This is a genomic window from Pelomonas sp. SE-A7, assembly GCF_030345705.1.
Classification (GTDB): Bacteria; Pseudomonadota; Gammaproteobacteria; order Burkholderiales; family Burkholderiaceae_C; genus JAUASW01.
In genome coordinates this window covers 2,184,056-2,203,599 of the sequence record NZ_JAUASW010000001.1, presented here as the reverse complement: position 1 = coordinate 2,203,599, position 19,544 = coordinate 2,184,056, and the positions used below count along the sequence as shown (strand labels likewise).

19 protein-coding genes and 1 tRNA gene are annotated in these 19,544 nt (G+C 67.3%); 12 read left to right on the top strand and 8 right to left on the bottom strand.

Going from position 1 to position 19,544, the window contains the following annotated elements:
- Positions 1–10: 10 nt before the first annotated feature.
- Genes rapZ through QT382_RS09890 form a run of 3 tightly spaced genes read right to left on the bottom strand, consistent with a single transcriptional unit; the run spans position 11 to position 3,479 of the window.
- Positions 11–931, bottom strand: coding sequence for an RNase adapter RapZ (gene rapZ, locus QT382_RS09900; RefSeq protein ID WP_289253864.1), 921 nt, complete (start codon positions 929–931; stop codon positions 11–13).
- Complete coding sequence (gene recN, locus QT382_RS09895) at positions 928–2,601, bottom strand: DNA repair protein RecN (protein WP_289253863.1); 1,674 nt, start codon at positions 2,599–2,601, stop codon at positions 928–930. Before recN ends, rapZ begins: the two co-directional genes overlap by 4 nt.
- Positions 2,601–3,479 (bottom strand): NAD kinase, encoded by an 879-nt coding sequence (locus QT382_RS09890; RefSeq protein WP_289253862.1) that lies wholly within the window; start codon positions 3,477–3,479, stop codon positions 2,601–2,603. The genes recN and QT382_RS09890 overlap by 1 nt, the downstream gene beginning before the upstream one ends.
- 69 nt (positions 3,480–3,548) lie before the next feature.
- On the opposite strand from QT382_RS09890, the gene hrcA reads away from it, so the two are divergent.
- On the top strand, positions 3,549–4,565 hold the full coding sequence (hrcA, locus tag QT382_RS09885) for a heat-inducible transcriptional repressor HrcA (RefSeq protein WP_289253861.1): 1,017 nt from the start codon (positions 3,549–3,551) through the stop codon (positions 4,563–4,565).
- Between the two features lie 42 nt (positions 4,566–4,607).
- Positions 4,608–4,684: transfer RNA gene (locus tag QT382_RS09880), tRNA-Ile, on the top strand.
- Positions 4,685–4,690: 6 nt separating this feature from the next.
- Here the strand turns inward: QT382_RS09880 and QT382_RS09875 are convergent.
- The 3 genes from QT382_RS09875 to QT382_RS09865 form a co-directional block, all read right to left on the bottom strand.
- Positions 4,691–5,926 (bottom strand): 6-phosphofructokinase, encoded by a 1,236-nt coding sequence (locus tag QT382_RS09875; protein WP_289253860.1) that lies wholly within the window; start codon positions 5,924–5,926, stop codon positions 4,691–4,693.
- Between the two features lie 69 nt (positions 5,927–5,995).
- Entirely contained in the window at positions 5,996–6,496 is a 501-nt protein-coding gene (locus tag QT382_RS09870; RefSeq protein ID WP_289253859.1) for an outer membrane lipoprotein, read from the bottom strand.
- A gap of 100 nt (positions 6,497–6,596) precedes the next feature.
- The gene (locus QT382_RS09865) at positions 6,597–7,154 is read right to left on the bottom strand and encodes an HNH endonuclease (RefSeq protein ID WP_289253858.1); all 558 of its coding nucleotides are present in this window, start codon (positions 7,152–7,154) and stop codon (positions 6,597–6,599) included.
- 257 nt (positions 7,155–7,411) lie between these two features.
- Between QT382_RS09865 and QT382_RS09860 the strand changes: the two genes are divergently transcribed.
- From QT382_RS09860 to QT382_RS09815, 10 genes are all read left to right on the top strand, one after another.
- Positions 7,412–8,128, top strand: a complete 717-nt coding sequence (locus tag QT382_RS09860; protein ID WP_289253857.1) for a TetR/AcrR family transcriptional regulator — start codon at positions 7,412–7,414, stop codon at positions 8,126–8,128.
- Positions 8,129–8,157: 29 nt separating this feature from the next.
- A complete protein-coding gene (locus tag QT382_RS09855) occupies positions 8,158–9,948 on the top strand; it encodes an acyl-CoA dehydrogenase C-terminal domain-containing protein (protein WP_289253856.1) in 1,791 nt (596 codons plus the stop codon).
- A gap of 66 nt (positions 9,949–10,014) precedes the next feature.
- Complete coding sequence (locus QT382_RS09850; RefSeq protein WP_289253855.1) at positions 10,015–10,458, top strand: DUF2147 domain-containing protein; 444 nt, start codon at positions 10,015–10,017, stop codon at positions 10,456–10,458.
- A gap of 4 nt (positions 10,459–10,462) precedes the next feature.
- Positions 10,463–11,323, top strand: a complete 861-nt coding sequence (locus QT382_RS09845; protein ID WP_289253854.1) for an alpha/beta hydrolase — start codon at positions 10,463–10,465, stop codon at positions 11,321–11,323.
- A 15-nt stretch (positions 11,324–11,338) separates the two neighbouring features.
- Positions 11,339–13,735 carry a 3-hydroxyacyl-CoA dehydrogenase/enoyl-CoA hydratase family protein gene (locus QT382_RS09840; protein ID WP_289253853.1) on the top strand — a complete coding sequence of 799 codons (2,397 nt, stop codon included), beginning with the start codon at positions 11,339–11,341 and terminating at the stop codon, positions 13,733–13,735.
- Positions 13,736–13,763: 28 nt separating this feature from the next.
- Positions 13,764–14,978, top strand: coding sequence for an acetyl-CoA C-acyltransferase (locus QT382_RS09835; RefSeq protein ID WP_289253852.1), 1,215 nt, complete (start codon positions 13,764–13,766; stop codon positions 14,976–14,978).
- Positions 14,979–14,980: 2 nt separating this feature from the next.
- On the top strand, positions 14,981–15,589 hold the full coding sequence (locus QT382_RS09830) for a DUF1569 domain-containing protein (protein ID WP_289253851.1): 609 nt from the start codon (positions 14,981–14,983) through the stop codon (positions 15,587–15,589).
- 22 nt (positions 15,590–15,611) lie between these two features.
- Entirely contained in the window at positions 15,612–16,472 is an 861-nt protein-coding gene (locus tag QT382_RS09825) for an alpha/beta hydrolase family protein (protein WP_289253850.1), read from the top strand.
- A gap of 34 nt (positions 16,473–16,506) precedes the next feature.
- Complete coding sequence (locus QT382_RS09820; RefSeq protein WP_289253849.1) at positions 16,507–17,271, top strand: enoyl-CoA hydratase; 765 nt, start codon at positions 16,507–16,509, stop codon at positions 17,269–17,271.
- 16 nt (positions 17,272–17,287) lie between these two features.
- Positions 17,288–18,025: an SGNH/GDSL hydrolase family protein gene (locus QT382_RS09815; RefSeq protein ID WP_289253848.1), complete on the top strand. Its 738-nt coding sequence runs from the start codon at positions 17,288–17,290 to the stop codon at positions 18,023–18,025.
- On the opposite strand, the gene QT382_RS09810 is transcribed toward QT382_RS09815, so the two are convergent.
- Positions 18,001–19,125, bottom strand: coding sequence for an NAD(P)/FAD-dependent oxidoreductase (locus tag QT382_RS09810; RefSeq protein ID WP_289253847.1), 1,125 nt, complete (start codon positions 19,123–19,125; stop codon positions 18,001–18,003). The genes QT382_RS09815 and QT382_RS09810 overlap by 25 nt on opposite strands.
- The gene (locus QT382_RS09805) at positions 19,118–19,537 is read right to left on the bottom strand and encodes an acyl-CoA thioesterase (protein WP_289253846.1); all 420 of its coding nucleotides are present in this window, start codon (positions 19,535–19,537) and stop codon (positions 19,118–19,120) included. Before QT382_RS09805 ends, QT382_RS09810 begins: the two co-directional genes overlap by 8 nt.
- Between the last annotated feature and the right edge of the window lie 7 nt (positions 19,538–19,544).

Below are 19,544 nucleotides of genomic sequence, written 5' to 3'. Positions count from 1 at the left end.
TGAGCAGGGCTCAGCGCTGGTCCAGCTCGCGGTGCCGCTTGAGCACCTGGCCGTGATAGGCGAACTGCCGGGTCAGGGTCTCGACCAGATAGACCGAGCGGTGCTGGCCGCCGGTACAGCCTATGGCCACCGTCAGGTAGCTGCGCTGGTCTGAGGCAAAGGCCGGCAACCACTGGCCTATGAAGGCGCCTATCTGGGCCAGCATCAGGCGCACCTCGGGCTGGTCTTCCAGGTAGTCGGCCACCGGCTTGTCGCGGCCGGTCAGCGGCCGGAGCTCGCGGTCGTAGTAGGGATTGGGTAGCACCCGCACGTCGAATACGAAGTCGGCGTCGCTGGGCACGCCATGCTTGAAGGCAAAAGATTCGAACACCAGGGTCAGCGAATCGCCCTGCACGGCCACCAGGTCGCGCACCCAGGCGCGCAGCTGGGCCGGGCGCAGCAGGCTGGTATCAATGACGGTCGACTCGACCCGTATCGCCGCCAGCAGCTCACGCTCCAGCTGGATCGCGTCCAGCAAGGCCCGGTGGGCGTCGTCGCCTGAGCTTTCGTCCTGGCGCAGCGGATGGGGGCGGCGGGTCTCGGAGAAGCGCCGCATCAGCGCCTCGGTGTTGGCATCCAGGAAGATCGAGCGGACCGCCATGCCCTCGCTGCGCAGCTGCTTGATCAGCGGCAGCAGGTGGGGCAAGGAGCCGGCGCTGCGCACGTCCACGGCGATGGCCACGCGCCGTTTGCCGCGCCGCTCTTCCAACTGCAGGAACTGCGGCAACAGCTCGGGCGGCAGATTGTCCACGCAGAAGAAACCGGCGTCTTCCAGCGCATGCATGGCCACCGACTTGCCGCCGCCGGACATGCCGGTCAGCAGCACCAGGTCGGCCTGGCCGCTGGGGCTGGCACCGATCTCGATCAGGGGGGCGGGGCTGGTGCTGATCATGATGCGGACGAAGAGCTGGACGACAGCGACAGCATTTCCTGCGCATGGGCCAGGCTGGTCGAGGAGAGGCGCTCGCCGCCCAGCATGCGGGCGATTTCGGCCACGCGGGCCTCGCCGCTGACCGGCTGCACATCGCTGCAGGTGAAGCCATGGTGCAGCGCCTTGGAAACCACGTAATGCTGGTCGGCGCAGGCGGCGACCTGGGGCAGGTGGGTCACGGCCAGCACCTGGCTGCTGCGGCCGAGTTGCTTCATCAGCCGGCCGACGGTCTCGGCCACGGCGCCGCCGACGCCGGCATCGATTTCGTCGAAGATCAGCGTGCCGGCCGTCTGGCCTTCAAGCTGGCAGGTCGTCACCGCAATCGCCAGCGCGATGCGCGAAAGCTCGCCACCCGAGGCCACCTTGGCCAGCGGCCGTGGCGTGCTGCCGGCATGGCCAGCGACCAGGAACTCGGCCGACTCCAGGCCAAAGCTTTGCGGCTGCTCTTGAGGCAGCAGCGCGATCTCGAAGCGTCCACCTGCCATGCCCAATTGCTGCATGGCCTGACTCACCGACTGGGCCAGCTTTGGCGCCGCCTTGGCGCGCGCCGTGCTCACGCGCTTGGCCTCTTGCTCGAAGGCCTTGCGCGCCGCGACCTGGGCCTGCTCCAGCGCCGCAAGATCGGAGGCGGCTTCGAGCTGCTGCAGCTCGGTCTTCCATTCCGTCAGCAGGGCCGGCAGCTCGGCCGGCGGCCGACGGTAGCGGCGAGCCAGCTGCATCCAAGCGGACAGGCGCTCATCCAATTGCGACAGGCGCTCCGGCTCCAGTTCGGCGCCATGCAGATAGGAGCTCAGGGTATGGACCGCATCCTGCAACTGGGCCTGGACCCCTTGCAGGGCCTCGACCGCGGGTTGGAGCCGCGAGTCGTAGTCGAGCACGGCCTGCAAGCCATCGAGCGCCCGCTCGGTCAACCTGTCGGCGCTGGGTTCGGCTTCGGACAGGGCCTCCAGCGCAGCCCGTGCCGCGTCCATCAGCGAGGCTGCATGGGACAGGCGCTGATGCTCGGCGTTGAGCTCGTCCCACTCCTGCGCGCCGGGCCCCAGCTTGTCGACTTCGCCAATCTGCCAGGCCAGGCGCTCTTGCTCGCGAGCGAGCTCGGAGGACTTTTCTTGCGCGGCCTGCAGCTTCTCGCTGGCGGTTCGCAATTCGCTGTATTGGCGGGCGAGGGCGGACGTGTCGAGGCCTGCAAAGGCGTCGAGCATGCCGCGCACCGAAGGCGCCCGTGTCAGGCCTTGCCAGGCATGCTGGCCGTGGATGTCCACCAGATGATCGGCCAGTTCGCGCAGCTGAGCCACGGTGGCGGCGCTGCCGTTGATCCAGGCGCGGCTCTTGCCTTGGGCATCGATCACGCGGCGCAGCAGCAGGCTTTCGGAATCGGCTTCGAAGCCGGCCTCGTCCAGCCAGGCGGCCAGGCTGGAGGGGCTGTCGAACACGGCCGTGATTTCCGCGCGGGCAGCGCCTTCGCGCACCACGCCTGCATCGCCGCGGCTGCCCAACGCCAGCTGCAAGGCGTCGATCAGGATGGACTTGCCGGCACCGGTTTCGCCGGTCAGTGCGGCAAAGCCCGCGCTGAAGTCGAGCTCCAGCGACGGGACGATGACGAAATCGCGCAGGGAGAGGCGGCGCAGCATCAGCTCACCCCCTCATACCAGCGCAGCTTGCGGCGCAGCGTTGCGTAATAGCTCCAGCCCTGCGGATGCAGGAAGCAGACATGGTGCTGCGAGCGCTGCACGCTGATGCGGTCGCCGTGCAGCAGGCTGGCCAGGCTCTGCATGTCGAAGTTCACGCTGGCATCGCGGCCGGCGACGATCTCCAGCAGCACGCCGCCCTGGTCGGGCAGCACGATGGGACGGTTGGACAGGGCGTGCGAGGCAATCGGCACCAGCACCCAGCCGGCAATGCTCGGATGCAGGATGGGGCCGCCGGCCGACAGCGAATAGGCGGTGGAACCGGTGGGCGAGGCCACGATCACGCCATCGGCCCGCATATTGGCGACGAACTCCTCGCCGACCTGGACCCGCAGCTCCACCATGCCGGCCGTGGCGCCGCGGCTCACGACCACGTCGTTCAGGGCCAGGCCCTCGAAGATGCATTCACCGTCGCGCCAGACCGCGCCTTCCAGCACGGCCCGCTTCTCCATCTCGTAGTCGCCGGCAAGGATGGGCGCCAGCGCCTCGCGGAAGCGCTCCATCGAGATGTCGGTGATGAAGCCAAGCCGCCCCTGGTTGATGCCGACCAGTGGGGTGCCATGTCTTGCCACCTGGCGGGCAAAGCCCAGCATGGTGCCGTCGCCGCCGACCACGATGGCCAGGTCGCATTGCGCACCCAGCTCGTCGGGGCTGAGCGTCTCGTAGCTGCTGATGCCGGTGTTCTGTGCGGTCTCCAGCTCCAGCGAGACATCGAGGCCCTGGCCGGTCACGAACTCGGCGATCTCCTCCAGCACCGGGCGTATGCCTCGGGCCTGGTGTTTGCCGACGATGGCCGCATGTCGAAATCGCTTGGAGGGCATGGCGGGAATTACACCACAGGGGCTAGTCCCGAATGAGGCGGACCCGGCGCTGTCCGTACAATGAAAACCATGCTGGACGAGCGCTCCAAATCGCTGCTGAAAACCCTGGTCGAACGCTATATCGCGGACGGCCAGCCGGTCGGTTCTCGCACGCTGTCCAAGGCCTCGGGTCTTGAGCTGTCGGCGGCGACGATTCGCAATGTGATGGCTGACCTGGAAGAGCTGGGCCTGATAGCCAGCCCCCACACCTCGGCCGGCCGCATTCCCACGGCGCGCGGCTACCGGATGTTTGTGGACACCATGCTCACCGCCCGGCCGGCTGCCATGTCAAGCGAATCGCTTGAGCAGCAGCTGATGCCCGACCAGCCCCAGCGCGTCATCACCAGTGCCGCCCAGCTGCTCTCGAACCTGTCGAGCTTCGTGGGCGTGGTCACCGCGCCGCGCAAGCCCAGCGTCTTCCACCACATCGAATTCCTGCGCCTGGGCGAACGCCGTGTGCTGGTCATCTTGGTCTCGCCAGACGGCGACGTGCAGAACCGCGTGATCTTCACCGCGCAAGACCACAGCCAGTCCGAGCTGGCCGAGGCCAGCAACCGGCTCAACGCCCAGTACGCCGGCCTGACGCTGGAAGCGGTGCGCGAGAGGCTCAAGCTGGAAGTCGATCAGCTGCGCGGCGAGATCGCCCAGCTGATGCAGGTGGCCGTGCAGGCCGGCACCGAGGCCATGCAGCAGGAAGAAGAGCACCTGATCATTTCCGGCGAGCGCAATCTGCTCACGGTCCAGGACTTCAGCAACGACCTCGGCAGCCTGCGCCGCATGTTCGGGCTGTTCGAGGAGAAGACGCAGTTGATGCGCCTGCTGGACGTGTCGAGCCGCGCCGAGGGTGTGCGCATCTACATCGGCGGCGAGAGCCAGGTCGTTCCCTACGAGGAGCTGTCGGTCGTCTCCGCCCCCTATGAAATCGATGGCCAGGTCGTCGGCACGCTGGGTGTCATCGGCCCTACGCGCATGGCCTACGACCGCATGATCCAGATCGTCGACATCACCTCGCGCATGGTCAGCCAGGCGCTCTCCGTCCACAAATAAGCAGGCCCCTTCGCAGGCCCTACAATGCCGCGCTTCCCCCGGGGGCCGTTAGCTCAGTTGGTTAGAGCAGAGGACTCATAATCCTTTGGTCACAGGTTCAAGTCCTGTACGGCCTACCAATCCCTTCATCCCTTGCTGCCCAGCACCTTGGCCACACCGTTCGGCCTGAGCCTGAAGGCCTCGGGCATGCCCGAGCCCAGCAGCGGCCGCAGGTAGAGGCGGAAGGCGTCAGTCACGTCGGTGCCGCTCTCCGAGATGAAGGCGTCCTCCATGACGCGTGTCTTGCCGGCCACCATCTCCAGCGGCATCAACTCGTAGTCCACCGAATAGAAGCCGGTGCGCTTGATGGCGACTGAGCCGGTGGTCCGACCCTGCTTGTCGCCCCAGATCGCGTACTGCACTGCTTTCTCGCCGACCTCGCGGGCCTCGCGCTGGTCAACGTCGGACACGCAGCCGACGAAGCTGCGCTGCACATAGCCGAAGGTGTCGCCGCGCACGCGCTTGATTCTCAGCTTGCTCTTGATCTCCTCGCATAGCAGATCGGCCAGTGCGCCCGAGCCTGAGAGCTGGACGTTGCCGTGGGCATCGCGCTCCAGGTCCTTGGCTAGCTGGGCGGCGATGGTCTCGCCCTTCTCGTCGTGGATGCCTTCCGAGACCGCGATCACGCAGCGGCCATAGCGTTCATAGGTCGCCTTCACGTCGGCCAGGAACTTGTCCAGCGAGAAGACGCGTTCAGGCAGATAGATCAGGTGCGGGCCGTCATCGGGGAACTTCTTGCCCAGGGCCGAGGCGGCGGTCAGGAAGCCGGCATGGCGGCCCATCACCACGGCCAGGTAGATGCCGGGCAGCGAGGCGTTGTCGAGATTGGCGCCGGCAAAGGCCTGGGCGACGAAGCGGGCGGCCGACGGAAAGCCGGGCGTGTGGTCGTTGCCGACCAGGTCGTTGTCGATCGTCTTCGGGATGTGGACGCAGCGCAGTGGGTAGTTGGCCTTGGCCGCCTCCTCGCTGACTATGCGCACCGTGTCGGACGAGTCGTTGCCACCTATGTAGAAGAAGTAGCCGATCTCGTGCGCCTGCAGCACCTTGAAGATCTGCTGACAGTAGGCGAGGTCGGGCTTGTCGCGGGTCGATCCCAGGGCCGAGGAGGGCGTGCCGGCCACCAGCTCCAGGTTGTGGCTGGTCTCCTGGGTCAGGTCGACAAAGTCTTCGTTGACGATGCCGCGCACGCCATGCAAGGCGCCGTAGACCCGCTCAATGCCTCGATGGCGCCGCGCCTCAAGCACCACGCCGACCAGTGACTGGTTGATCACCGCGGTCGGGCCACCGCCCTGGGCCACCAGAATCTTTGCACCTGCAGACATGAAAAAGCCGCTCCATCCGTGACGAGGGAGCGGCCATTGAACCATGCGGCGCAGGCGCCGCGAAGCGGGTTATTGCGCGGCCGAGGCAGGCTTTGCGGCGCTTTGCTGGACGACCGGGGCGCGCGACACGCGAGTCTTGCCGCCTGTGGTGACCAGGATCACCGGCTCGCCGGCCGCGAAGTTTTCTTCGCCTTTGGCCTGGACCACGGAACGGCGTTCGCCATTGCGCAGTTGCAGCAGGATTTCGACGGCGTCTTCGCGGGTGGCGCTGCGCTCGATGGCATTGCCGACTACTGCACCGACCACCGCACCGATCACACCGACGACCTGGCCTTCGCGGCGGCCGCCGACGGAGGAGCCGGCGATAGCGCCGGTCACGGCGCCCGCGGCACCGCCGATACCGCTCTGACTACCGTCCACGACGACGGGGCGTACCGACAGAACGGTTGCGTCAACCACCTGGGACATGCGCTGTGCATCGCCACGCTGAATGACGTCGGGGTTGGTCGTCGAGCAGGCGCCAAGCAGCAGGGCGGACGCGACAGCGGCTGCGGTGAACAGGGTTCTCATTTGTTAGCTCCGGGATGCGATGGCACCCCAACGGCGCATATTTTGTGCCGGTTGACCGGCTTACAAGACTTTACCCAGGCCGTCGCAGCGGTCCATGACTTCAGGCATAGAGCCGGCTGGAGCGAGGCACGCTGGCCAGCAGGAACTCCATCTGGTCGGCCAGGATGCGGCGGCCGCGCAGGATCATGTCCTCGTGCAGGCTGGGCACATAGGGCAGGTAGAGCAGGCTCATGTGCGCCTCTTCCGGCAGGCGGCTGCCCTTGCGACCGTTGCAGTTGCGGCAGGCGGTGATGCAGTTCATCCAGGTGTCCATGCCGCCGCGCGAGGTGGGCACGATGTGCTCGCGGGTCAGGTCTTCGGCGTGGTGGCGGTGGCCGCAGTAGGCGCAGACCTGGCGGTCGCGGTTGAACAGCTTGGGATTGGTCAGGGCCGGGGTCTGGCGCCAGGCCCGGCTGGGGACCGCGCCGCGTACCGCGATGATCGGATGTACCTCGATGCGCGATTGCATGCCAGTGCGCCGCTGCAAGCCGCCGCGCATTACATGGCAGGGATCTCCGAGTGTCCAGGCCACGCCGTCGCTGGCGTAGATGACGGCCGCTTCCTTGGTCGTGATCCAGGCCTGGGGGCGTCCGGAGACATCCAGTTGCAGAACATCCACAGCTCTGACCTCCTGGACGCACAGGGTACTTCATTAGTGCGCGCTGACTCAAGGGTAGAGCCCAGGAGTCCGGACCCTGTCGATGTTCCGCGACGTCATCGCGGCGTCATCCGGGTCGGGCCCGGACCGCGCTTCCTAGAAGCCATCCCCTAAAAATTGCACGGAGCGCCGGCGGAAGACGATCACAAGTTCTGCAAAATAGAACGACCGTTCGTTTTATTATTCGCTCCGTCATCCTGCTTCCGGATTCCCCAGCCGTGTCAGCCTTGCCCTCCACCGCCTCCAAGCCCGCTGCTCCGCGCCGCGTGGCGCGCTCGCTGCAGAAAGGCCAGCAGACCCGCGCCGCCATTTTGGAAGCAGCCCTGGGCCTGGCCTCGCACATGGGCCTGGAAGGCCTGTCGATAGGCGCGCTAGCGGACGTGACCAAGATGAGCAAGTCCGGCGTGTTCGCCCATTTCGGCTCGCGCGAGGAATTGCAGATCGCCGTGGTGCGCGAGTATCACGCCAAGTTCGAGGAAGAAGTGTTCTTCCCGGCTATCCGCGAGCCACGCGGCCTGCCGCGCATGCGCGGGCTTTACGAGCGCTGGGTGCGCCGCGTGTCGGTCGAAATCGATTCGGGCTGCATCTACATCAGCGGCGCGGTCGAGTTCGACGACCGACCGGGCCCGGTGCGCGACGCCCTGGTCACCATGGTGCAGGCCTGGCATGCCGCCCTGCACAAGGCCATCGTGCTGGCCAAGGACGTCGGCCACCTGAAGCCCGATGCCGACGTGGAGCAGATGCTGTTCGAGCTGCACGGCCTGATTCTTTCGCTGCATCACGACGCCCGCTTCATGCGCAGCCCCGGCGCCCTGGGCCGGGCCGGCGTCGGCTTCGAGCGCATCGTCCAGTTCTATGCAACTCCGGCCGGCCTCAAGGCCGATGCCGCTGCCATGGCCAAACCCGAATCGACCGCTGGCAAGAAGCGGTCCTGATTTCACTGATTCAACCCGAGGAGAGCCCCATGCCCCAGTACAACCCGCCGCTGCGCGACATGCAGTTCGTGATGCACGAGGTGCTGAACGTCGTCGACGAGCTGAAGCTGCTGCCGGCTCATGCCGATGTCGATGCCGACACCATCAACGCCGTGCTGGAAGAGGGCGGCAAGTTCGCCTCCGAGGTGCTGGCGCCGCTGAACCTGTCGGGCGACGCCGAGGGCTGCAAGCTGGACAAGACCACGCACGAGGTCGCGCCGCCCAAGGGTTTCAAGGAAGCCTACAAGCAGTACGTCGAAGGCGGCTGGCCGGCGCTGGGCTGCGACCCGGAGTACGGTGGCCAGGGCCTGCCGGTGATCATCAACCAGGCCTTGTACGAGATGCTGAACTCGGCCAACCAGGCCTGGACCATGTACCCCGGCCTCAGCCATGGTGCCTACGAGGCCCTGCATGCCCACGGCACGCCCGAGCAGAAGGCCACCTACCTGCCCAAGCTGACCACCGGCGAATGGACCGGCACCATGTGCCTGACCGAGCCGCACTGCGGCACCGACCTCGGCATGCTGCGCAGCAAGGCCGAGCCGCAGGCCGACGGCACTTACAAGATCACCGGCGCCAAGATCTTCATCTCGGCCGGCGAACATGACATGGCCGAGAACATCATCCATCTGGTGCTGGCCCGTCTGCCGGACGCGCCGGTCGGCTCCAAGGGCATCTCGCTGTTCATCGTGCCCAAGTTCAATGTGAACGCGGACGGCTCCATTGGCGAGCGCAACGGTATCTACTGCGGCGGCCTCGAGCACAAGATGGGCATCCACGGCAACTCGACCTGCCAGATGGTGCTGGACGGCGCCGTCGGCACCCTGGTCGGCCAGCCCAACAAGGGCCTGGCAGCGATGTTCGTGATGATGAACGCCGCCCGTCTGGGCGTGGGCAACCAGTCGCTGGGCCTGACCGAGGTGGCCTACCAGAACGCCGTGGCCTACGCCAAGGACCGCATCCAGATGCGCGCCCTGTCGGGCCCCAAGGCGCCGGACAAGGCCGCCGACCCCATCATCGTCCACCCCGACGTCCGCAAGATGCTCTTGACCGCCCGTGCCTATGCCGAAGGCGGCCGTGCGCTCAACACCTATGTCGGCCTGCAACTCGACAAGGCCCTGAGCTCGGACGACGAAGACGAGCGCAAGGAATGCGAGGCCGAGGTCGCCCTGCTGACGCCCATCATCAAGGCCTTCATCACCGACAACGGCTGGATCGCCACCTCGCACTGCATGCAGGTGTTCGGCGGCCATGGCTACATCCATGAATGGGGCATGGAGCAGTTCGTCCGTGACGCCCGCATCAACATGATTTACGAAGGCACCAACACGATCCAGTCACTGGACCTGCTGGGCCGCAAGATCCTGGCCAACAACGGCGCCACGCTGAAGAAGTTCGGCGGCAAGATCGCCGCCTTCGTCGAGGAAGAGGGCACCAGCGAGGCGATGCAGGAATTCGTCAATCCGCTGGCCGACCTGGGCGACAAGGTCACCAAGCTGACCACCGAGCTCGGCATGAAGGCCTTCGGCAACCCGGACGAAGTCGGCGCCGCCGCCGTGGACTATCTGCGCGTGGTCGGTCACCTGACCTTTGCCTACTTCTTCGCCCGCATGGCCAAGGTGGCCCTGGAAAAGAAGGACAGCGGCGATCCGTTCTACACCGCCAAGCTCTCGACGGCCCGCTTCTATTTTGCGAAGCTGCTGCCCGAGACCGCCGGCCTGATCCGCAGCTGCCGCGCCGGCCTCGCCCCGCTGATGGAGATGGACGAAGCCTTGTTCTGACCCCCAGCTTCCGAACCCAGGCCCGCCGCAGATGCGGGCCCGTCACAACATCCAGGAGACCCGCTGATGAAGAAGACCTTGTTCGCCGCCACCGCCCTGCTGCTCGGCACCGGCCTGGCTGCCGCCCAGTCCACGCCCGTGGGCCTGTGGAAGACGATAGACGACGATGGCAAGACCGAGAAGTCGCTGGTGCGCATCACCGAGAACGGCGGCGTCTACACCGGCACCATCGAGAAGCTCTTCGACGCCTCCAAGGCAGAGAACAAGTGCGACAAATGCAAGGACGACCGCAAGGACAAGCCGGTCGTGGGCCTGCAGATCATCCGCGGCATCAAGCAGGACGCGAGCGACAAAGGCTTGTGGGGCGGCGGCGAGATCCTCGACCCCAGCGATGGCAGCACCTACAAGGCTCGACTGAAGCCGATCGAAGGCGGCAAGCGCATGGAAATGCGTGGCTACGTCGGCATGCCCATGTTCGGCCGTACGCAGACCTGGGTTCGCGTCGAGTAAGACCATGGGCGAACTCGCAGGCCGCAGCTGGGAGGCGCTGACCGCAGAGCGGCCGGCGCTGCGCTGGTGGGGCCACCGCCAGTTGAAGAAGCCCTTCTTCGGCCGCTTCATGAAGCCCTGGCGCTGGCCGTCGGAGGTGAATGAGGCTGCATGGCAGCGCGTCGCCATTGCCAGCGGCAGCCGCGCGCAGCTGGCCGCGGTGCTGCAGCAGACCACGGCCGTGCAGCCGCGCGGCGTCGTGGTCTGCGCCCATCCCATGGGTCTGGCCTGCAAGGGCTTCTGGCTCAAGTACGGCCATGCCCAGGCCCTGCTGGAGCAGGGCTTCCATGTGCTCGCCTTCGACTTCAACGGCTTCGGCGAGAGCGAGTCCACCAATTTCGACTGGCCGGCCGACGCCATTTCCGTGGGCCAATGGGCGAAGCAGCGCTTCCCCGGCCTGCCGGTCCATGCGCTGACGGCTTCGTTCGGCGCCATGCACCTGATCAACGCGATGCCGCGGGCCGACTTTCCGTACCAGCGCATCGTGGCCGAGGGCTGCGCTCCCAATCTGCCCATGTTCTGGAAGGCCTACCCCTTTGCCCACTTCATGCTGAAGCTGGGCGGCGTGGTGATGCCTTCCATCGAGCGAGGCCTGCGGCCCGAGGTGGCGATTGCCTCGCTGCCGGAGACAAGCCGGCTGCTCCTGATCCACAGCCACGGCGACCACTGGACGCCCGTGGCCCATGGCGACCGCCTGGCTGCGGCCGCCGCACCGAATGCCCGCCTGCAGAGGTTGACGCTCGCCAGCGCCGATCACACGCACGGCATGCGCGACGAACCGCAGGTCTACTGGCCGGCGGTGCGCGATTTCTTTCTATCCGACTGATCCATTGGAGACCCCATGAGTCGATTCCAAGTCCGCAAAGTCGCCGTGCTCGGCGCCGGCGTGATGGGCGCGCAGATCGCCGCCCACCTGGTCAACGTGAAGGTGCCGGTCGTGCTGTTCGACCTGCCGGCCAAGGAAGGCCCCAAGAACGGCATCGTGACCAAGGCGGTCGAAGGGCTGAAGAAGCTCAAGCCCGCCCCGCTGGGCGTGCCCGAGAACGCGGCCCTGATCCAGCAGGCCAATTACGAGGAGCACCTGGAGCTGCTCAAGGACTGCGACCTGATCATCGAGGCCATCGCCGAGCGCATGGACTGGAAGCTGGACCTGTACACCAAGATCGCTCCCTTCGTTGCGCCGCATGCCATCGTGGCCTCGAACACCTCGGGCCTGTCGATCACCAAGCTCAGCGAAGTGCTGCCCGAAGAGATCAAGCCGCGCTTCTGCGGCATCCATTTCTTCAACCCGCCGCGCTACATGTACCTGGTCGAGCTGATCAACACGCCGACGACGCGCCCCGAGGTCATCGACCAGCTGGAGAGCTTCGTCACCACCGCCGTCGGCAAGGGTGTGGTGCGCGCCAATGACACGCCCAACTTCGTCGCCAACCGCGTCGGCATCGCCGGCATGATGGCCACGATGATCGAGGCCGAGAAGTTCGGCCTGTCGGTCGACGTCGTTGACGACCTGACCGGCAAGAAGCTGGGCCGCGCCTCCAGCGGCACCTTCCGCACGGCGGACGTCGTGGGCCTGGACACCATGGCCCACGTCGTCAAGACCATGCAGGACAACCTCAAGGACGACCCGTTCTACAGCACCTATGCCACGCCCAAGGTGCTGGCCGGCCTGATCGAGAAGGGCGCCCTGGGCCAGAAGACCGGCGGCGGCTTCTACAAGAAGGTCGGCAAGGACATCCAGCGCCTGGACTTCGCCACCGGCGAGTACGTCGCCGGCGGCAAGAAGGCCGACGAGATCGTCGCCCGCATGCTGAAGAAGCCGGCGGCCGATCGCATCAAGCTGCTGCGCGAATCGACCAACCCGCAGGCCCAGTTCCTGTGGTCCATCCTGCGTGACGGCTTCCACTACGCCGCCGTGCACCTGAACACCGTGGCCGACACCGCCCGCGAAATCGACTTCGCCATGCGCTGGGGCTTCGGCAGCAGCCAGGGCCCGTTCGAGCTGTGGCAGGCCGCCGGCTGGAAGCAAGTCGCCGAGTGGATCTCGGCCGACATCGCCGACGGCAAGACGCTCTCGAGCGCCCCGCTGCCCGCCTGGGTGACGGCCGGCCCGGTGGCCGAGAACGGTGGCGTGCATTCCAAGGAAGGTTCCTGGAGCGCGTTTGAGGGCAAGTTCAAGCCGCGCGCCAAGCTGCCGGTGTACGAGCGCCAGGCCTTCCCCGAGTCCCTGGTGGGCGAGGGCGCTGTCGAGCCGCTGAAGGCTGGCACCGAAGAGTTCAAGAACGAGGAAGTGCGCGTCTGGACGCTGGACGGCGAGGTGCTGATCGCCTCGATCACCGCCAAGCTGCACCTGATCAGCCCGACCGTGACCGAGGGTCTCCTGAAGGCCGTCGAGATCGCCGAGGCCAAGTACAAGGGCCTGGTGATCTGGAGCCCGGACGACGTGTTCTCGGCCGGCGCAAACCTGGAAGCGCTGATGCCGGTCTTCATGAGCAAGGGCTCCAAGGGCATCGCCCCTGAAGAGAAGAAGCTGCAGGACGCGATGCTGCGCATCCGCTACGCCAATGTGCCGGTGGTCGCTTCCATGCGCGGCCTGGCGCTGGGCGGCGGCTGCGAGCTGGCCGTGCACTGCGCCCGCCGAGTCGCGCACATGGAAAGCTATGTGGGCCTGGTGGAAGTGGGCGTGGGCCTGATCCCGGGCGCCGGCGGCCTGACCTACATCGCCCGCCGCGCGGCCGAGATGGCCAATGCCGGCAATGCCGCGGCCGACATCTTTGCCTTCCTGAAGGATGGCTTCACCACTGCCGCCACCGCCAAGGTCGCCACCTCGGCCCTGGAAGCGCGCAAGAACGGCTTCCTGCTGGACAGCGACATCATCGTCGCCAACAAGGACGAGCTGCTGCATATCGCCACGGCCCAGGTCAAGGGCCTGTACGAGTCGGGCTACCGTGCGCCGCAGAAGGCCCTGTTTCCGGTGGCCGGCCGTTCGGGCATCGCCACCATCAAGGGCCAGCTGGCCAATATGCGTGACGGCGGCTTCATCAGCCAGCACGACTTCCACCTGGCTGCGCTGATCGCCGACGTGGTCTGCGGCGGAGAGGTCGAGGCCGGATCGCTGGTCGACGAGGAATACCTGATGTCGCTGGAGCGCAAGCATTTCTGCTCGCTGCTCGACCATCCCAAGACCCAGGAACGCATCATGGGCATGCTGCAGACCGGCAAGCCGGTGCGCAACTGATCAGGCGGCCCCAGAAGGAAACCCAATCATGAGCAAGCAAGTTCAAGAAGCCTACATCTGCGCCGCCACCCGCCTGCCCATCGGCAAGTCGGGCCGTGGCTACTACAAGAACACCCGTCCGGACGAGATGCTGTCGCGCGCCATCCAGGCCGCGCTGGCCCAGGTGCCAGGTCTTGACCCGGCCGCCATCGAGGACGCCATCATCGGCTGCTCCTTCCCCGAGGGCGAGCAGGGCATGAACATCGCCCGCGTGGCGGCCGTGCTGAGCGGCCTGCCCAACACCGTGGGCGGCGTGACGGTGAACCGCTACTGCGCCTCGGGCATCACCGCCCTGGCCATGGCGGCCGACCGCATCCGCGTCGGCGAAGCCGAGGTGATGATCGCCGGCGGCGTGGAATCGATGTCCATGGTGCCCATGGGCGGCAACAAGCCCTCGCTGCCGCCGGCCATCTTCACGCGGGACGAGAACATCGGTCTGGCCTACGGCATGGGCCTGACGGCCGAGAAGGTCGCCGAGAAGTGGAAGGTCTCGCGCGAGGACCAGGACGCCTTCTCGCTGGAATCGCACCGCCGTGCGCTGGCCGCCATCGAGGCCGGCCACTTCGCCGCCGAGATGACGCCGTTCGAGGTGATCGACCGCTCGCCCAACCTGGCCGATGGCTCCATCGTCGAGAAGAAGCGCATCGTCGACATCGACGAAGGCCCGCGCAAGGACACCTCGCTGGAAGGCCTGGCCAAGCTCAAGCCGGTGTTCGCCGCCAAGGGCAGCGTCACCGCCGGCAACAGCTCGCAGACCTCGGACGGCGCCGGCGCCCTGATCGTGGCTTCGGAAGCCGCGGTCAAGCGTTTCGGTCTGACGCCGCTGGCTCGCTTTGTCTCGTTCACCGTGCGCGGCGTGCCGCCCGAGATCATGGGCATCGGCCCCATCGAGGCGATTCCGGCCGCGCTGAAGCTGGCCGGTATCCAGGCGCAGGACCTGGGCTGGATCGAGCTGAACGAAGCCTTCGCCGCCCAGTCGCTGGCCGTGCTGAACGACCTGGACAGCAAGGGCATCGTGCTGGATCGTACGAAGGTCAACCCCAACGGCGGCGCCATCGCCCTGGGTCACCCGCTGGGAGCCACCGGTGCGATCCGCGCGGCCTCGGTGGTCCACGGCCTGCGCCGCACCGGCGCCAAGTACGGCATGGTCACGATGTGCGTGGGCGCCGGACAAGGTGCCGCCGGCATCATCGAGCGCCTGTGAACATGAAGCCCCCACGCGAACTGCGTTCGCTGCCCCCCGAGGGGGCGCTGGCCCCCTCCGGAGCGGCCGAGCGGGGGCCGATCATGCGACGCCGGCAGTTGCTCAAGACCGGGCCGCTGCTGGCGGCGCCTGTCCTGCTCACCGGCTGCCAGGGCGACCTGGTGGCCCCGTTCACCAGCTGGGCCGAGGCCCAGAAGGCGGTGCTGGAGCTGCGTTTCAGGGAGCCCAAGCCTTCAGGCGCCTGGGGCCTGGCGCAGACGCTGCAGCATCTGGCCCAGAGCATCGAGTATTCGATGACGGGCTTCCCGGAACCCAAGTCGCGCGTGTTCCAGGTGACCCTGGGCAATGCGGCCTTCGCCGTGTTCGATGCGCGCGGAAAGATGAGCCATTCGCTGGACGAGCCGATTCCCGGCGCCCCGGCGCTGGATGCCGGGCTGAGCGTCAAGGGCTCGGTGCAGCGCCTGCTTGATGCCATGGAGGCCTTTGCCGCCTTCAAGGGCGAGCTGAAGCCTCACTTCGCCTACGGCCCGCTGAGCCGCGAACAGTACCAGCGTGCCCACCTGATGCACCTGGCCAATCACTGGACCCTGTTCGGCGCCGCTGCGCGCTGAGCGCCTGCCTGGGAGCTCGAGCATGAGCATCCGCTTCAATGCAGCAGATGGCTTCGAGCTGCACGGCCAGTGCTGGGGCGACCCTGCCACGGCCCGCGCCGGCCTGCTGATCGCGCCGGCCATGGGTGTGGAGCTGCGCTACTACGCCGACTTCGCCCAATGGATGGCCAAGCAGGGCTGGCTGGTGCTGAGCTTCGACTACCGCGGCATGGGCCGGTCCCGGCCCGAGGCCATGAGGCATTCGCTGCGGGGCCTGGACGCCGACATAGAAACCTGGGCCAAGCTGGATGCCGCCGCGGCGCTGGACGAGCTCTCGCGCCGGCTCGGCGAGGGCAGCAGCAAGCCGATCCACTGGCTGGGCCACAGCCTGGGTGGCCAGATCCTGGGCATGCTGCCCAACCGCGAGCGGGTCTCGCGCGCCGTCACCGTGGGCTGTGGCAGCGGCTACTGGCTGGAGAACGCGGCCGCGCTGCGCCGCTATGTCTGGTGGCTCTGGTTCGTGATCGTGCCGCTGGCGCTGCCGCTGTTCGGCTACTTTCCCGGCCGCCGCCTGCGCAAGGTCGGCGACCTGCCGCGCGGCGTGATGCAGCAGTGGCGCCGCTGGTGCCTGGACCGCGACTACATGATGGGCGAGGGCGGCAGTGCGCTGCGCACGCACTACGCGGCTTTCAAGGCTCCCATGCTGTCGCTGGCTTTCACTGACGACGAGTTCATGTCCCGCCGCAACACCGAATCCCTGCATGGCTTCTATGTCGGCGCCAAGCCCGAGCTGCGCCGCATTGCGCCGACCGACATCGGCGAGCGCCGCATAGGCCATTTCGGTTTCTTCCGTTCCCGCTTCGAGGCCAAGCTGTGGCCTCAGGTGGCGCAATGGCTGGCATGATGCCGGCCGCATTCTGACCGCTAGGAGACTTCCTGTGAGCATCAAGACCGCCACCGTCAACGGCGTGGCCACCATCGAGATCGCACGACCCGAGAAGAAGAACGCGCTGACCCGCGACATGTACCAGGCCATGGCCGACGCCTTGGTGGCGGCCAATGCCGACAAGGCCGTGCGCGCCGTGCTGATTCAGGGCCAGCCCACGATCTTCACCTCGGGCAACGACCTCGAGGACTTCATGGGCAGCCCGCCGCGCGACGAGGACGCTCCGGTGTTCCAGTTCATGCGCGCCCTGCTGGCCTGCGAGAAGCCTGTGGTCGCCGCCGTCAACGGCGCTGCCATCGGCATTGGCACGACCATGCTGCTGCACTGCGACTTCGTCTACGTGGCCGACGACGCTCGCCTGGCCATGCCCTTCGTGAGCCTGGGCCTGGTGCCCGAGTTCGGCTCCAGCCTGGCCGTGCCGGCCCTGATGGGCATGCGCCGCGCCGCCGAGAAGCTGATGCTGGGCGACCCCTTCACCGGCGAGCAGGCGGTGGAATGCGGCATCGCCAATGCGGTGCTGCCGGCCGCCGAGGTCGCGCCGCATGCGCGCCGCGTGGCCGAGCGCTTCAGCCGCCTGGCGCCCAGCGCGGTGCGCGAGACCAAGCGCCTGATGCGCCGGGTCAGCAACGAGCAGATCGCCGAGGCGATCCGCACCGAGGCCGAGATCTTTGGCGCGCGGCTGCGCAGCCCCGAGGCCATGGAGGCCTTCCAGGCCTTCTTCCAAAAGCGCGCACCTGACTTCTCGAAGTTCGACTGAGCGTGCCCCTGCCGTGATGCTGGCCATCGCCAAGCTGGCGCTGGCGCCGCTGCTGGTCTGGCAAGGCCTGCGCGTGCGACGCCAGGCCTTGCGCCTGCCCGAGGCCACGGGTCCGCGTGCGGGGCTGGCCGGGCAGGGCGCGCTTAAGCTGCGGCTGCTGATCGTCGGCGACTCCTCCGGTGCGGGCGTCGGCGCTTCGACGCAGCAGCGGGCCTTGGCCGGCCGCTTGTCTGAGGCGCTGGCAGATCGGCTGGGTGGCAGCGTGCACTGGCAGCTGCTGGCCACCACCGGCCATTCGACGGGCGATGCGCTGCAGGCCCTCAAGCAGGCCGAACTGCTGCCGGCCGACCTGATGGTCACCGCCCTGGGCGTCAACGACGCCGTGGGCCAGGTGTCGCCGCGCCGTTGGCTGACCCAGCTCGATGAGCTCGACGCCATCGCGCGTGAGCGCTGCGGCATCGGCTACACGCTGCACAGCGCCGTGCCGCCCATGCACGCGTTTCCCTTGTTGCCCCAGCCCTTGCGTTGGCTGCTCGGCGCCCAGGCCTTGCGATTGAACCGGGCGCTGGCACGACAGCTGATAGGCAGCGCGACTCGCGGCATGCAGGCTCTGCCCGCGCATTTGCACGGTCAGGCCGCGGCGGCGCTGATGGCGCCCGACGGCTTTCATCCGAACGAGGCCGGCTACGCGGCCTGGGCCGAGGCCCTGGCCGAGCGCATCGCGCGGCTTCAGATCACGTTGAGTTCGCGATAGGGCCGCTGCTCGGCAATGCGCCTTGGCGACAGCGGCGAAAGATCCAGCGTCTGATAGCCGCCGCTCGAGATCCATTCGGCCAGGCCGCGGCCCACGCCCGGCGCATGCTGCAGGCCATGGCCCGAGAAGCCGCAGGCCAGCAGCAGATTGGGGCATTCGTCCAGGGCGCCGACCAGGCCGTTGTGGTCGAAGCTGTTCATCTCGTAGTAGCCGGCCCAGGCCCGCTCCATGCGCAGGCTTTCGAAGCCGGGAACGCGAGCGGCGAGCGCGGGCCACAGCTGCTGCTCGAAGAGATCGGGCTCGGGGTCCAGCGGCAGGCCGGGCCTGTCGTCCAAGGGCTCGCCGCCGCAGAGAAAGCCCTCGCCCTCGGGCCTGAACCAGAGGCCGGACGGGTCTATCACCAGCGGGCATTGCGCGGCGGCCTGCGGACTGCGGAACTGGTAGACGCTGCGCCGGCTGGCGACCACGGGCACGTCCAAACCTGCCGTCGCTGCCAGCGAGCCGGACCAGGCACCGCAGGCCAGCACATAGAGGTCGGCCTGCAGCACGCCAGTCGTCGTGAGCACGCCGTCCAGTGCGCCACTGCCGTCGCGCATCAGTTCCAGGGCTTCGAGCTGCTGGTACTCCGCGCCACCAGCCAAGGCGATACGGCGCAGTTCCATCAGCAGGGCCCAGCCGTCGAACCAGCCTTCGCCGCTGCGGCCGAATGCGCCGAGGGCCAGGTCTTGCGTGGCCAGCCAAGGCCAGCGTTCAGCCAGCTGCGCCGGCATCAGCAGCTCGATGTCGGCACCGCATCGGGTCTGCAACTCGTGCAGCTCGGTGAGCCGCTGCGGCTCGCGGGCGAGGTAGAGGTAGCCGCCCTCATGCAAGCCGGCACGCTCGCCCATGCCGCGCAGAAAGGCCAGGCCCAGCTGCGACAGCGCGATGTTTAGCGGCGTGGAGAACTGCTGGCGGATGGAGGCGGCCGACAGGGCCGAGGAGGCGCGGGCATAGCTGGCATCGCGTTCGATGACGCGGATGCGCCAGCGCTTGTCGCCTGCCAGGTGGGCTGCGACGGCCGAGCCCAGGGCTCCGCCGCCGATGACCAGCAGCTCAGGCATCCTGGACGATCTGGCGCGACTTGCCGTCGCGGTCGATCGCGACATAGGTGAGATTGGCCTCGGTGACCTTGACCACCTGCGGATTGGCCGGGTCGCGCTCGGCGAACACCTCGACATGGACCGTCACCGAGGTGCGGCCCACGCGCACCACGGTGGCGTAGAAGCTCAGCAGGTCGCCTATGGACACCGGCTGCTTGAAGATGAATTCGTTCACCGCCACGGTGGCGATGCGGCCGCGGCTGATGCGGGCCGGCAGGATGGAGCCGGCGATGTCGACCTGGGCCATGATCCAGCCGCCGAACACATCGCCGTTGTGGTTGGCGTCGGCCGGCATGGGCATCACGCGCAGCACCAGCTCGCGTTGCGTGCCGGTGCTGTCGGGAACGGGGGAGGAAACGGCGGCTTGATTCATGGCCGCC